Origin of the sequence: Streptomyces torulosus, assembly GCF_001419765.1 — a bacterium.
Classification (GTDB): domain Bacteria; phylum Actinomycetota; class Actinomycetes; order Streptomycetales; family Streptomycetaceae; genus Streptomyces; species Streptomyces torulosus.
Genome location: NZ_LIRK01000607.1, coordinates 1 through 13,258, shown reverse-complemented (window position 1 = coordinate 13,258; position 13,258 = coordinate 1). Strand labels below are relative to the sequence as shown.

12 protein-coding genes and 1 pseudogene are annotated in these 13,258 nt (G+C 73.8%); 5 read left to right on the top strand and 8 right to left on the bottom strand.

Annotated elements, in window-relative coordinates:
- The 3 genes from AOK23_RS35010 to AOK23_RS35000 form a co-directional block, all read left to right on the top strand.
- Positions 1–1,224, top strand: a 1,224-nt coding sequence (locus tag AOK23_RS35010) for an ABC transporter substrate-binding protein (RefSeq protein ID WP_055716561.1), incomplete at its 5' end; no start/stop codon positions are given.
- A gap of 6 nt (positions 1,225–1,230) precedes the next feature.
- Entirely contained in the window at positions 1,231–3,033 is a 1,803-nt protein-coding gene (locus AOK23_RS35005) for an ABC transporter permease subunit (RefSeq protein WP_055716560.1), read from the top strand.
- 107 nt (positions 3,034–3,140) lie between these two features.
- On the top strand, positions 3,141–3,770 hold the full coding sequence (locus AOK23_RS35000) for a hypothetical protein (protein ID WP_055716559.1): 630 nt from the start codon (positions 3,141–3,143) through the stop codon (positions 3,768–3,770).
- 37 nt (positions 3,771–3,807) lie between these two features.
- Here AOK23_RS35000 and AOK23_RS34995 read toward each other — a convergent pair whose 3' ends face one another.
- Positions 3,808–4,743, bottom strand: coding sequence for an amidohydrolase family protein (locus AOK23_RS34995; RefSeq protein ID WP_055716558.1), 936 nt, complete (start codon positions 4,741–4,743; stop codon positions 3,808–3,810).
- 123 nt (positions 4,744–4,866) lie between these two features.
- Here AOK23_RS34995 and AOK23_RS34990 point away from each other — a divergent pair, with 123 nt between their 5' ends.
- Together AOK23_RS34990 and AOK23_RS34985 are read left to right on the top strand one after the other, a co-directional pair.
- Positions 4,867–5,811, top strand: coding sequence for an RNA polymerase sigma-70 factor (locus tag AOK23_RS34990; protein WP_055716557.1), 945 nt, complete (start codon positions 4,867–4,869; stop codon positions 5,809–5,811).
- A 192-nt stretch (positions 5,812–6,003) separates the two neighbouring features.
- Positions 6,004–7,233, top strand: a complete 1,230-nt coding sequence (locus AOK23_RS34985) for an NAD(P)/FAD-dependent oxidoreductase (RefSeq protein WP_055716556.1) — start codon at positions 6,004–6,006, stop codon at positions 7,231–7,233.
- A 203-nt stretch (positions 7,234–7,436) separates the two neighbouring features.
- Here AOK23_RS34985 and AOK23_RS34980 read toward each other — a convergent pair whose 3' ends face one another.
- The 7 genes and pseudogenes from AOK23_RS34980 to AOK23_RS34950 form a co-directional block, all read right to left on the bottom strand.
- Positions 7,437–8,483, bottom strand: coding sequence for a hypothetical protein (locus AOK23_RS34980; RefSeq protein ID WP_055716555.1), 1,047 nt, complete (start codon positions 8,481–8,483; stop codon positions 7,437–7,439).
- Between the two features lie 125 nt (positions 8,484–8,608).
- Positions 8,609–8,905: an SCO5918 family protein gene (locus AOK23_RS34975; protein WP_055716554.1), complete on the bottom strand. Its 297-nt coding sequence runs from the start codon at positions 8,903–8,905 to the stop codon at positions 8,609–8,611.
- Between the two features lie 43 nt (positions 8,906–8,948).
- The gene (locus AOK23_RS34970; protein ID WP_079049882.1) at positions 8,949–10,670 is read right to left on the bottom strand and encodes a DEAD/DEAH box helicase; all 1,722 of its coding nucleotides are present in this window, start codon (positions 10,668–10,670) and stop codon (positions 8,949–8,951) included.
- Between the two features lie 145 nt (positions 10,671–10,815).
- On the bottom strand, positions 10,816–11,019 hold the full coding sequence (locus AOK23_RS34965) for a cold-shock protein (RefSeq protein WP_007383480.1): 204 nt from the start codon (positions 11,017–11,019) through the stop codon (positions 10,816–10,818).
- Positions 11,020–11,249: 230 nt separating this feature from the next.
- Positions 11,250–11,588 carry a helix-turn-helix domain-containing protein gene (locus tag AOK23_RS34960; protein WP_055716553.1) on the bottom strand — a complete coding sequence of 113 codons (339 nt, stop codon included), beginning with the start codon at positions 11,586–11,588 and terminating at the stop codon, positions 11,250–11,252.
- A gap of 328 nt (positions 11,589–11,916) precedes the next feature.
- A complete protein-coding gene (locus AOK23_RS34955; protein ID WP_338056551.1) occupies positions 11,917–12,285 on the bottom strand; it encodes a hypothetical protein in 369 nt (122 codons plus the stop codon).
- A gap of 56 nt (positions 12,286–12,341) precedes the next feature.
- Positions 12,342–13,163, bottom strand: a pseudogene (locus AOK23_RS34950) (IS200/IS605 family accessory protein TnpB-related protein); the annotation flags it as partial.
- Positions 13,164–13,258 lie beyond the last annotated feature (95 nt).

Below are 13,258 nucleotides of genomic sequence, written 5' to 3'. Positions count from 1 at the left end.
CTGCGCGAGGCCACCTTCCAGGACGGCACCGAGGTCACCGCCGACACCGTGGTCAACGCCCTCGACCACGCGAACGAGGCGGAGACCAAGCCCCGTGTCCTCAGCGACGTCACCCTGACCGCGAAGGCCGACGACGCCGACACCGTCACCCTCACCACGAAGACCGCCGACCCGGTCCTCCCGCTGCGGCTCGCCAGCCCCGCCCTCGCCATCCTCTCCCCGAAGGCGTACGCGAAGGACGGCACCGTCAGCCCGATCGGCACCGGCACCGGCCCCTTCGAGATCACCAGGCTCAGCGGCAAGACCAAGGCCACCCTCGACCGCTACGACGGCTACTGGGGCGGCAAGGCCGAGGCGCCCGGCATCGACGTCAGCTGGATAGCCGACGGCACGGCCCGCGCGGGCGCCCTGCGCGGCGGCGACGTCGACATCGCCGAGTGGATCCCCACCGCCCAGGCGAAGCTCCTCGACGAGGCCACCCGCCACGAGGTGCCGTCCGTACGCACCGACAGCCTGGTCCTCAACACCGCGAGCGGCCTGTTCACCGACGCCTCCCTGCGCGCCGCCGCCCGCGAGGCCGTCGACGGCGGCGTCCTCGTCGACTCCGTCTTCGGCGGCTACGCCGACAAGGCCGAGGGCCTGTTCGGGCCCGCCGTCCCCTGGGCCGCCGACGACCGCGTGGAGGTGACCGGCCGGGCGAAGGCCGCGACCGCCGCGCAGGTGAGGAAGGAGACGAAGGGCCGGACCCTGCGGCTCGCCACCTACACCAACCGCACCGAACTGCCCGAGGCCGCGACCGTCCTCCAGCAGCAGCTGGAGAAGGCCGGGTTCACCGTGAAGCAGGACGTCCGCGAGTACACGCAGATGGAGGCCGACCTCCTCGCCGGCAAGTACGACGCGCTCGTCTTCTCCCGCGTCACGCTCCTCGACACCGGCGACGCGGTCGCCTACCTCGCCAGCGACTACACCGGCGACGGCGTCTACAACATCGCCGGCCTGAAGGACGCGAAGGTCGACCGGGCGATCCGGGCGGCCGCCGAGGAGGGCGACACCGCCGAGCGGCACCAGAAGATCATGCGCGCCGAGGCGGAGATCCTGCGCACCGACGCCGTCGTCCCGCTGGTCCACGAGAAGGTCGTGCAGGGCATCGCCGACGACGTCGAGGGCGTCCTCCTCGACCCCCGCGAGCGGTCCCTCGTCGACCTCGACACCCGGATCCAGTAGCCGCCGGTGAGTGTCACCACGGCCGGCGCCCGGGGCCTGCCGACCCGGTGGCGGGCGGGGGCCGGCCGGGCCGTCGCCGCCACCGCCCTGCTCACGGCCGTCGCCTTCCTGCCCTGGCTGTCCGGCACCGACCCGGCGCTCACCGTGCTGCGCGCCCGCTCCGCCGAACAGGACCCCACCCCGGCCCAGTTGGCCGCCGTACGGGAGCGACTCGGCCTCGACGAGGGGCCGTTCGTCCATCTCGGCGGGTGGCTGGAAGGGCTGGCGCGCGGTGACGCGGGCACCTCGTGGGTGTCGGGCGAACCCGTCCTGCCGCAGGTCACGACCGCCTTCGTGGTCTCCCTCACCCTGATGCTGGGCGCGCTGGTTGTGACCGCCGCGGTGGCCGCGCTGGTCAGCGCCCGCACCCTGTACCTCGGGTCGCGGCAGCGACTGCTCCGGGGCCGGGCGGGCGTCGGCGCGGCCGTCCTCGCCGCGCTGCCCAAGTTCCTCCTCGCCTCCCTGCTGGCGATGGTGTGCGGGGTGTGGCTGGGCTGGTTCCCCTCGCAGGGCTGGACGGGCCCGGCGTCGATGGTGCTGCCCGCACTCGCCCTCGGCGTGCCCTCCGGCGCGATGATCGGCGGACTGCTCGACCAGGCGCTGCCCGCCGCGTTCCACGAGTCATGGGCCCGCACCTGGCGCGCCTACGGCCTGCCGCCCGGCCGGATCGCCCGCACGGCGCTGCGCCGCGCCCTGTCCGGGGTGCTCCCGCAGCTCCTGCCGACCGTGGTCGGCCTGGTCGGCGGCGCCGTCGCGGTGGAGAAGATCTTCAACATCCCGGGTCTCGGCCGGCTCGCCCTGGAGGCCGCGATCGCCCAGGACCTGCCGCCCCTCCAGACGGCGACCCTCGCCCTGGTCCTCCTCGGCGTCGGCGCGGGCCTGGTGATCCAGGCGCTGCGCCGCGCCCTGCTCGGCCCGGCCCTGCGCGACGGCGCCCTGCCCGCGCTGCATCCGCCCGCGCTGCCCCGGCCCCGCTCCCTGCCCTGGATCATCGGCTGCTGCGCCCTCGCCCTGCTCACCCTCGTCGTGGCCGGTCTCCTGCGCGATCCCCTCCATGTGGACACCGCGGCCCGGCTGCTGCCGCCGTCCGCCGACCACCCCCTGGGCACCGACGCGCTCGGCCGGGATCTGCTGGCCCGCCTCGGCCACGGCGCTCTGCGCACGGCCTCCGTCGCCCTCGCGGTCACCGCCGTCAGCGCCCTCCTCGGACTCCTGATCGGCACGGCGACCCAGGCGGGCGCGGGCCTCACCGAGGTGGTGTCGACGCTGCCGGCCGTCCTCGCGGGCCTCCTCGTGACCGCGGTGACCGGCCCCTCCGTGTGGGGCGCGGCCTGCGCCGTGTGCCTCGTGGGCTGGACCCCGTACGCCGCCCAGACGTCCGCCCTCCTCGAACAGGAACGGGCCAGCGGCCACCTGCTCGCCTCCGTCTCCTTCGGCGCCGGACCCGGCTACCTCCTGCGCCACCACCTGCTCCCCGCGGTCCTGCCCGCACTGCTGCGCAACGCGCTTCTGCGCCTGCCGACCACGGTCCTGGTCCTGGCCTCCCTGGGCTTCCTCGGCCTCGGCGAACAGCCGCCCACCCCGGAGTGGGGCCGCCTCCTCTCCGAGAACCAGCCCTACGCCGAACTGGCCCCCTGGACCGTCCTCGCCCCCGCCGCTGCCCTGGCCCTCTTCGCGGTCCTCACGGTCGCCGGCACGGCGACGGGCCGCCGCACACCCTCCCGCCGTCCCGCCCGAGGTACGTCACCCGGCTCCACGAGCGGTGCTTGACCGGCCCCGCGAGCGGTCCTTCACAAGGTCCGCCCGCCGCTCCGACCGGTCCTCACCGATCCCGTTGATAGCTTGCGGTTCCAGCCAGTTCACACCGGGGGACCACCATGAACCAGCCACCGCCGCCGCAGCACCCCTACCAGCCGTACGGGCAGCCCGTCCCGCCGCAGCAGCCGCCGGGACCGCCGCCCGGGTACGGGCCGCAGCCGGTCCACGGGACGCACCCGGCGCCGCCGTTCGCGCCGCAGCCCTTCGTGCGGCGTCCCCCGCGCGCCGGCGGCCACCCGGTGGGCGCCGTCCTCCTGGGGCTGCTCGCCTCGTTCCTCGTGGCGCTCCTGTACACCGTCCTCAACGTCGCCACCTACAAGGACCAGACGCTCACCACGGCCAACGCCCTCTACCTCGGGCACGCCCTGCTCAACGGGGCGATCGTCGGGCTCCTCGTCGGGCTGGTGGGCGGCCGCGGCAACGGCGCCCGGATCGGCGCGGCCCTCATCGCCGCGCTCGGCGCGTTCTTCGGCTACACCAACTCCCTGCCCCTGGTCTACGCGGTCGAGTCGACGCCCACCGCCGCCTGGGACCTGCTGAGTTACGAGCCGTTCTTCCCGGCTAAGGCGTGGTGGACCAGCGAGGCGGACGGCGGCGTCGACTGGTTCTCGCCCCTCGGCCTCGTTCTCGCCGCGGCCGCCGCGTACGGCCTCGCGTACGCCATGGGAGCGCGCCGCCGCCGCGCCTGACCCGGAACCGCCGCAAACCACCGCGCCTGACCGGCGTTCACAGTCCGAAAAGCTCCGCCCCGTTGTCGTGGCACACCGCGCGCAGCCACTCCTCTCCCAGCCCCAGCCGCTCCAGGGCCCGGAGCTGGTGGAGGTACGGGTAGGGGATGTTGGGGAAGTCGGAGCCGAGCAGGACGCGGTCGCCGAGGGCGGCCAGCCGGGGGAGGACGCGGCGGGGGAACGGGGCGAGGACCTCGGAGAAGTCGGTGAACGCCATGGTCGTGTCCAGCCGCACCTCCCCGTACCGTTCGGCGAGGTCCAGGAACTCCTCGTATTCGGGCATCCCCATGTGCGCGACGATCAGCCGCAGTCGGGGGTGGCGGGCCAGCACCCGCGTGATCGGTCCGGGGCCGGTGTGCTTGCCGGGCGCGGGCCCCGAACCGCAGTGGATCACCACGGGGACCCTGGCCTCGGCGAGCAGTCCCCATACGGGGTCGAGGAGTTCGTCGGCCGGGTCGTACGCCCCCACCTGCACATGCGCCTTGAAGACCCGCGCGCCCGCCGTCACGGCCTCCCGGACGTACGCCTCGGCGTCCGGCTCGGGATAGAGGGTGGCGGTGTGCAGACAGTCCGGGGTGCGGCGGGCGAAGTCGACCGCCCAGCCGTTCAGCCAGCGGGCCATGCCGGGCTTGTGCGGGTAGAGCATCGCCGTGAAGGCACGTACGCCGAACCGCCGCAGCCGGGCGGTCCGTTCCGCCTCCTCCTCGCGGTAGGTGATCGGCCACTCCAGTCCGCCGGTCAGCGGCCCGACCCCGTCGAAGTACTCCCACACCTTGCGCAGCACACGCTCGGGCATGAAGTGCGTGTGGACGTCGATCAGCCCCGGAAGCCCGAGCCGCCCCCAGAACTCCCGGATCTCCTCGGCCTCCGTACCCGCCGGCACCCGCCCGGAGGGCTCGACGGCCCCGGCGGACACCCCGTGGTGATCACTCATGCCGCCCACCCTCGGCCCTGACGGGACGTCCGGTCCACTCCCGCGCGTGAGCGGGCCCTGAGGCGTCCGTCACGCGCGCTAGGCGCCGGGCACCGCCGAGGGCGGTGCCCTAGGATCCGGGACATGGCGTTGACGATGGACGACGTGGACCGGTTCGAGGCGGCGAGGCCCCGTCTGGAGGCGATCGCCTATCGGCTCCTCGGCTCGGCGAGCGAGGCCGAGGACGCCGTGCAGGAGACGTTCCTGCGCTGGCAGGGGACCGACGCCGAGCGGATCGAGGTACCCGAGGCCTGGCTGACGAAGGTGCTCACCAACCTGTGCCTCAACCAGCTCACCTCGGCCCGCGCCCGCCGGGAGACCTACGTCGGCCAGTGGCTGCCCGAGCCGCTGCTCTCCGGGGACCCGATGCTCGGCCCCGCCGACACCGCCGAACAGCGCGAGTCCGTCTCGTACGCGGTCCTCACCCTGCTGGAGCGCCTCACCCCGGGCGAGCGGGCGGTGTACGTGCTGAAGGAGGCGTTCGACTACCCGCACCGGGAGATCGCCGAGATCCTCGATCTCAGTGAGGCCGCCAGCCAGCAGATCTTCCACCGCGCGAAGAAGCATGTCGCGGCGGGCAAGGCGCGCACGGAGATCGACGAGGCGGCGGCCCGGCGGATCGTCGAGGAGTTCCTCGAGGCCGCCACGAGCGGGAAGACCGAGCCGCTGGTCAAGCTGCTCACCGCGGACGCCATCGCGGTGGGCGACGGCGGCGGGAAGGTCCCGGCCCGCGCCAAGGCGTTCGAGGGCGCCCTCGCGGTCGCGAAGTTCATGCGGGGCCTGTTCAAGCCGACCCCGGCCAAGCGGGCCATCATCGGCGGCTCCGCCGCGATCCACGTCACGACGGCCAACGGCGGCCCCGCGATCCTCGCGGTCGTCGACGGCCGGGTCGTCGGGGTCACCTGCCTGGAGATCGGCGCGGACGGCATCGTCGCGTTCCGCAGCCAGGTCAACCCCGACAAGCTGGAACGCGCGACGGAGGTCTGGGCGTCCACCGACCACGGCGAGCCCCTGTTCCACGCCTTCTGACGCACACCGCCCCGACCCCGTCGGGGAGCCGTCCGGCGGCGTCCGACGGCGTTCGACGCACCAGGTCACCCCTCCCCACGGAGGTGTGACCTGGTTCACATCCTCTTCCTGTCAGGAATCCGCGGGCTGCCCGGTTCAAGGGGCGTGACCGAGCAAGGCAGAGCGTCGGACCCGCGCAGACAGGAGCAGGACATGCAGCACCGCATCATCGTTCTCGGAGCCGGCTACACCGGAGCCACCGCCGCCGGGCGCCTCGCCAAGCGGCTGCACCGCGACGACGTCGCCATCACCCTCGTCAACGCCGAGCCCGACTTCGTCGAACGCGTCCGCCTGCACCAGCTGGCGGTCGGCCAGGACCTCAAGCCCCGTCCGTTCGACGAGATGTTCGCGGGCACCGGCGTGGAGCTGAAGCTCGGCGAGGTCGCCGGTATCGATGCGGACCGCAGGACGGTCTCCGTCGTCGACGCGCACGGCACCGGGACGCAGGAACTGGAGTACGACACCCTCGTCTACGCCCTCGGCAGCGGCTGGAACCCGCAGGGCGTCCCCGGCACCGCCGAGCACGCCCACGAGATCTCCGGCCGCGCCGGGGCGCTCCGGCTGCGCGAGCGCCTGGCCGGGCTGGACGCCGGACAGCCCGTGGTCGTCGTCGGCGGTGGACTCACCGGCCTGGAGGCGGTGACCGAGATCGCCGAGAGCCGCCCCGACCTGGACGTCGCCCTCGTGGCCCGCGGCGGCTTCGGCGACTGGCTCTCCGACAAGGGCCGGGCCCACCTGCGGAAGGTCTTCGGCAGGCTCGGTATCACCGTGCACGAGCACGCCGCCGTCACCGCCGTCGAGGCCGACCGCGTCCTGACCGACGGCGTGTCCGTCCCGGCCGCGGTCACCGTGTGGGCGACCGGCTTCGCCGTCCACCCGATCGCGGCGGCCACCGCGTTGGAGGTGTCGGACACGGGCCAGATCGTGGTCGACTCGACCATGCGCTCGGTGTCGCACCCCGAGGTGTACGCCATCGGCGACGCGGCCCTGGTGAGGGGTCCCGGCGACAAGCCGCTGCGGATGTCGTGCGCCTCGGGCGTCCCCACCGCGTGGCAGGCCGCCGACGCCATCGCGGCCCGCCTGACCGGCGCCGAGCCGCCGAAGATCCCGGTGCGCTACTTCCAGCAGTGCGTCTCGCTCGGCCGCAAGGAGGGCCTGATCCAGTTCGTCACCGCCGACGACCAGACCCTCCCCAAGGCCCTCACCGGCCGCCTCGCCGCCCTCTACAAGGAGATCATCTGCAAGGGCGCGGCCTGGGGCGTCGCCCACCCGACGGTCGGCAGCATGCCGGCCCGCCGCCGCCGGACGGTGCAGCAGCCGACCGGAACCGTCCGGGGCGGCGTGACGGGGCAGACGGAGCGGACCGTCGAGGCGGCGGCCTGAGCCGTACGGCGCGGACGGCCCCGGAAGACACGGCCCGACCCCCCACGGCAGACCCGTCCGGACGGCGAAGCGGGGCCTTCGACGAGAGGGCCCCGCTCGGCGGCGCGGCGTCCCCGTTCGGCGGCCTGGGCGCGACCCGCTCCGCAGCCCTGACGGCACCGGTCCGCGGCCCGGACCCCGCCCCCGCCGCGACGCGGTCCGCGTCAGAGGTACCGAGCCGATTCCCTGTCGTACAGGGCGCGCAGCCGGGGCGCGCGGACGGCGGGCAGGCGGGACAGGGTGTGGAGGAAGACCTGGTCCACGAGCCACAGCGACCGCCAGGGGCGTGGCGGCAGGGGATCGTCGCGTTCGACCCCGTCGGGCAGCCGGCCGTGCGCGGGTACGGGAGGGCGGTCGTCGTGGAAGGCGAGCCCCAGCCACACCTCCGCGTCGAGCGGTACGGCGGCGACGCCGGGGGGCGGCGCCCACGGCTCCCCGGTCTGGGGATGGCGCGGGACGATCGCGATGTCCGGCACCGGGTCGGGGACGGGCAGCCCGGGGCCGGCCAGGGCAGCGCGCAGGGCGGGCGGGCCCGGCGGGAGCAGGGTGTCGAGGGACCGGCGGAACGCCCCGGCGAGCGGACCGTCGGGGACACCGACCGGCGCACCGCCCGAGGCCGCCACCAGATGGGCCAGCGTCACGGAGACCGCCAGCTCCCAGCGGGGGTTCCAAGCGCCGTTCGCGTCGACCGGCGGGCTGCCGCGCTCCCGCTCCACGACGGCCGGCCAGGTCATGACCGGGCGGGGCGGCCCGTCGGCGACACGGCGGACGGCGTTCGGTGCGAGCCAGGTGGCCTGCCACAGGGAGCAGTCGTCGATACGGGTCCCGACCTCCTGCCCGCACCGGGCGCAGGCCAGGTTGGGCCCGTCACGGCCGTCGAGACCGCAGCAGAATCCGCCGGTGCGCTCGGGGATCAGTACGGTGCCGTGGGCGTCGCCCGGTGCCATGACGATCGCGCCGGGCGCCCCGCAGGACAGGCTGTACACGGGCGCGAACACCCCGCGGGCCTCCGCGTCGGCCGGGTCGATCTCGTTCCACCGCCGCCACGGCGGTCCGGACGGCTCCGGGTCGACGGCGTACGTCCCCGCTTCCATCAGCACGGGCAGGGCATGCCCGTTGCCGTAGGTGTGATGGGCGTACGCGATCCACGCGACCCGCGAAAGCGGCGCCGTCAGCACGGCGTCGCACCGCGCGCACGTGAACACCTCCACGGGCCCCTCCCCCTGTCCGCCCGCAGGAGTATGGGACGCCCGGCGTCCACGGGGCCAGGGGTTTTCGGCGCGCGGGGCCGGTCAGCGGGCGGGCCGTCGTCCGCCGGCGGTGCCGACGGGGCGGGTCACCAGCCCGTCGCACCCTCATCCGCGAGCGCGCTCCAGGCCGGGGCGGCGGGGGCGGGGGGAGCGGCGTCGTGGCAGGCGAAGCCGAGCCGGGTCAGTGCCCGGCGCATCTCACCGGTGGTGAAGTCGCGCCGGTTCTGCCTGGTGATCACTTCCCCGACCTGCATCACCGGGTAGACACGGCTGTTGATGGTCACGGCCACGCCGACCACCGGTTCGGGGGCGATGCCGTTCAACGACTGCTCGACCTCGCTCTTGGTCAGGTCGAAGGGGAATCGGGCGATGACACAGCGCATGGATACCTCCACAGGGATAGGGGGTGCGACACCGGAAGGGCCGCTACGAGTCGCTCCCGGACGCGGGCCGCCGACCGCGCCCGCCACGGCTCCGACCGGTTCCGTCGCTCCCGCTCCGGCCGCTCGCTTCTCGGCCGCTCCCGCTCCGACCGGTTCCGTCTCGGCCACCGCCGCTCCGGGCGGTTCCCTTGCCCCCGCCGGTGCTGGGGCCGGTGCCCGTGTCGGGGCGGGTGCCCTTACCGGTGCCGGGGCTGGTCGCCGAGCGTTCGGTTCTGCCGCGTCCGCCGTTCCGCCGGGTGCCGGTGCGGCCGGGCGTGCCCTTACGACCGCTCGGCGCGGCGGCCGGTGCCGGGACGGTGAGGGTGAGCGTGACGGGCACGCCGGACGGGGTACGGGCGCCGGTGATGCGGTGCAGTTCGGGCTCGCCGGGGCGGACCCGCGCGGAGCGCGGCGTGATGCCGGCGTCGGCCATCAGCCGGTCCATCTCGCGGCGCTGGTGCGGCAGGACGAGGGTGACGACGGTGCCCGACTCGCCGGCGCGCGCGGTACGGCCGCCGCGGTGCAGATAGTCCTTGTGGTCGCCGGGCGGGTCGACGTTCACGACGAGGTCGAGGTCGTCGACATGGATGCCGCGGGCGGCGACGTTCGTGGCCACCAGCACCGTGACCTTCCCCTCCTTGAACCCGGCGAGCGTCCGGTTGCGCTGGGGCTGGGACTTGCCGCCGTGCAGCGCCGAGGCGCGCACCCCGACGGAGAGCAGATGCTTGGCCAGCCGGTCGGCGGCGCGCTTGGTGTCCAGGAACATGATCACCCGCCCGTCGCGCGCGGCGATCTCGGTGGCGGTGGCGTGCTTGTCGTCGTCCTGCACGTGGAGCAGATGGTGCTCCATGGTGCTGACGGCGCCCGCGGACGGGTCGACCGAGTGGACCACGGGGTCGTGCAGGTAGCGGCGTACCAGGAGATCGATGTTGCGGTCCAGGGTGGCCGAGAACAGCAGGCGCTGGCCGTCGGCGTCGACCTGGTCGAGCAGCGCGGTGACCTGCGGCATGAAGCCCATGTCGGCCATCTGGTCGGCCTCGTCGAGGACGGTGACCGTGACCTGGTCGAGTTGGCAGTCGCCGCGTTCTATGAGGTCCTTGAGGCGGCCGGGCGTGGCGATGAGGACCTCGGCGCCGCCCCGCAGCGCGCTCGCCTGGCGGCCGATGGACATGCCGCCCACCACGGTGGCGAGCCGCAGCCGCAGTGCGCGGGCGTAGGGGGTGAGCGCGTCGGTGACCTGCTGGGCCAGTTCCCGGGTGGGGACGAGGACCAGGGCGAGCGGCTGCCGGGGCTCGGCCCGCTGTCCGTTCAGCCGGGCCAGGACGGCCAGACCGAAGGCGAGCGTCTTGCCCGAGCCCGTACGGCCCCGGCCGAGCACGTCCCGGCCGGCCAGCGCGTTCGGCAGGGTGGCCGCCTGGATCGGGAACGGCGTGGTGACGCCTTCGGCGCCGAGCGCGGTCAGCAGGCGTGCCGGCAGGTCGAGTTCGGTGAAGGAGTCGACCGCGGGCAGCGGCTCGGTGAGGGTGACCGGCAGGGCGAACTCCTGCGGGCGGGCGGTGGAGCGCGCTCCCGCGCCGCTCCTGCGCGTACCGGCGGGGCGGGACTGCTTCCGGCCCGCGTCCTGCGCGCGGAAGCGGCCGCCGCGGCTGCCGCCGGTGGATCGGTTGGTGTCGGTCTCCGTGCGGAGGCGGCCGGAGCCGCCATGACCCCGACGGGTGCGGTTCATGAAGGAACCCTCCTCGATGCGGCGTATCGAGGAATTCCGTCCGGCGGCAGGGGCCGCGCGAGGATTCGCAAGAATGAGCCGAAGAAAATGCGAAAAGGCCCGCACCCCAAGAGTGCGGGCCTCAGTCGTTCAGTTCGCGTCAGCGTCAGGCGGGAACGATGTTCTCGGCCTGGGGGCCCTTCTGACCCTGCGTGACGTCGAAGGTAACCTTCTGGCCTTCCTGAAGCTCGCGGAAGCCGCTGGTGGCGATGTTCGAGTAGTGGGCGAACACGTCAGCGCCGCCGCCGTCCTGCTCGATGAAGCCGAAGCCCTTTTCCGCGTTGAACCACTTCACGGTGCCAGATGCCATATTGAATCTCCCTTGGGGGGCAGTGCCGGATCCGCACTTTACGGATCCGAGTCGCCGCGATGATCACCCCTCCGGAAAGATCCGGAAAGCTCTGCAAAGAAACAAATCTCTGGCAACCAAAACTGCAACTGCTATCACGCTAACACAGGCAGGACCGCAGCCCCCGTGTGTTTTCGGCGACGCACGTGAATTCTTGACCCGTCGTCGCCTGTAATTCTGTAACGGCGGGACTAGGTATCTGCGCCGTGGTCGCCCAGCCTCCGGCGCATGTCCCGGTTGACCCGGAGGGCCGCGTCGAGCTGGTCCTCCAGGGAGACGATGCGGCAGGCGGCCTCGACGGGCGTGCCCTGGTCGACGAGTTCGCGGGCGCGGGCGGCGACGCGCAGTTGGCGGCGGGAGTAGCGGCGGTGGCCGCCCTCCGAACGCAGCGGGGTGATCAGCTCGGCCTCGCCGAGGGCGCGGAGGAAGGCGGGGGTGGTGCCGAGAACGTCGGCGGCCCGCCCCATGGTGTAGGCGGGGTAGTCGTCGTCGTCGAGATTCCCGGCTACGCGGGCGCTCTCAGCGGGCATGGCACCTTCGTTTCGGGGACGCGGGAGGGGCCCTGACGCGGGCCCGGGGCGACGGCGCGGCACCCGTGCTCCGCGCGCGATCCGGCACCGGGACCATCCACCGGCTGCCTCGTGCGACAACCCTAGTCCCGGCACCCCCGCAGATGTGTCCTCGCGACGACAGACTTTCACCGCGGCGCGACCCGGCACCTCCGCCACCACGCGAGACGCACGACACCCCGGACGGACCAGTACCCGCCACCCGACACCCACCCGCCGGGGGGGCGCTACGCGTCGGTCCGGCGCTCGCTGGGGGTGCTACCCGCCGGTCCGGCGCCCGCCGGGGCGGCTACGCGCCGGTCCGGTACTCGTCGGGCGCGGGTGGCGCGGCGTGCGTGCAGCAGGGCTCGTCGATGTGGGTGCGCTCGCCCTGGGAGCGGCTGCTGTACAGCCACGGCGCGGCCTTGTGCGCGGAGCCGGTGGCGAGGCGGGTATCGACGGTCAGATGGAGCAGCGTGCCGCGTCCGTCGGCGCCCGCGGGGTAGCTGCGGGGTTCGTCGCAGGGGAACACCCGGCGCAGGACACGGGCGACCCGCTGGGCCGTGGCGGGGTCCGACGCGACGACCCGCACCTCGGCGAGCCCGGTACCCACGTGCGGGGCCCACCGGACCTCGGGGGTGCTGTCGACGTCATCGACGCGGCCGTCCCGGATACGCATGGACGCCACCGCCCTCCACTACCGCCCCCCTGGCCAGTACATCCACGGTACCGTTCCTAGATACTGAGCGGGAGTGAGTCCTGTTGCCAGGACTGGTGCTCAGCCGGACGCCCCGAACGGTGTTGGGTGTCCTGGTCGCCCGCCTTCGCTCCGCGTCCGGGCGGCACGGATCGTGTCCGTGGTCCGGGAACGCGGGGGCGGGGTCCCTCACGCCCCGGGATGCCCGGTGGGGCCTGGACGGTCCGATGCCCCTGCTCATCACTCCGGTGAGCAGGGGGCGGTGCCGTCCGTCGCCGGACCGGGTGCCCGAGGGCGCGCCTTCCGATCGCCACGGCTGCCGCGTCGTGGCGGGTGGTCTTCCTGTTCGCGGTGGTGAGGGGTTGTTGCCAGTGCTGGGTGCCCCAGCGGCTGGTGTAGGCGGGGCCGACGGCGACGACGGTGATGCCGAGTTCGGCGGCCATCGACACCAGCCGGGCCCGCAGCCTGGCCACGGGCAGACCGGAGACCAGGGTGCGGAACCGTTTGCGGCGGCCGTGCTTCTCACGCGTCGCCTCCGCGCTGAAGTCGAGGTCCTCGATGGCGAGGGCGAGGTGATGGCGGCGCGCCCAGTGCAACAGGCCGATCAGGGCGTGCCGGACCTGGGCGTCGCGGTGGGCGGCACTGCCCGAGAGGTCGTAGCCGAACCGTCTGGGCGCGCCGATGGGGTTGCCGTGGGTGTCCAGGCGCCAGGCGGCCAGGTGGTCGGCGTTGGTGTCGACCCCCGCCAGGCCGCCCGCGCGGACGGTGGCGAGCGGCACGGTCTTGGTCGCAGGGTTGGTCCAGGAGGCGGTGAGGTACCAGCGGTCGCGTGTGGTGTCCTCGTGGATGCGGTAGGCGACATCACCACCGTCCCCGCACCAACCGAACCCTCACCACGCTCCTCAACGACCCACACAGGTGAAGGTCACACATTCGACCGAGGAACCTTCGTTCC

Excerpts from the sequence above, each read along its gene's own strand:
- AOK23_RS35000 (WP_055716559.1), top strand. The coding sequence starts at position 3,141 with ATGAACCAGCCACCGCCGCCGCAGCACCCCTACCAGCCGTACGGGCAG.
- AOK23_RS34995 (WP_055716558.1), bottom strand. The coding sequence starts at position 4,743 with ATGAGTGATCACCACGGGGTGTCCGCCGGGGCCGTCGAGCCCTCCGGG.
- AOK23_RS34990 (WP_055716557.1), top strand. The coding sequence starts at position 4,867 with ATGGCGTTGACGATGGACGACGTGGACCGGTTCGAGGCGGCGAGGCCC.
- AOK23_RS34985 (WP_055716556.1), top strand. The coding sequence starts at position 6,004 with ATGCAGCACCGCATCATCGTTCTCGGAGCCGGCTACACCGGAGCCACC.
- AOK23_RS34975 (WP_055716554.1), bottom strand. The coding sequence starts at position 8,905 with ATGCGCTGTGTCATCGCCCGATTCCCCTTCGACCTGACCAAGAGCGAG.
- AOK23_RS34970 (WP_079049882.1), bottom strand. The coding sequence starts at position 10,670 with ATGAACCGCACCCGTCGGGGTCATGGCGGCTCCGGCCGCCTCCGCACG.
- AOK23_RS34965 (WP_007383480.1), bottom strand. The coding sequence starts at position 11,019 with ATGGCATCTGGCACCGTGAAGTGGTTCAACGCGGAAAAGGGCTTCGGC.
- AOK23_RS34960 (WP_055716553.1), bottom strand. The coding sequence starts at position 11,588 with ATGCCCGCTGAGAGCGCCCGCGTAGCCGGGAATCTCGACGACGACGAC.
- AOK23_RS34955 (WP_338056551.1), bottom strand. The coding sequence starts at position 12,285 with ATGCGTATCCGGGACGGCCGCGTCGATGACGTCGACAGCACCCCCGAG.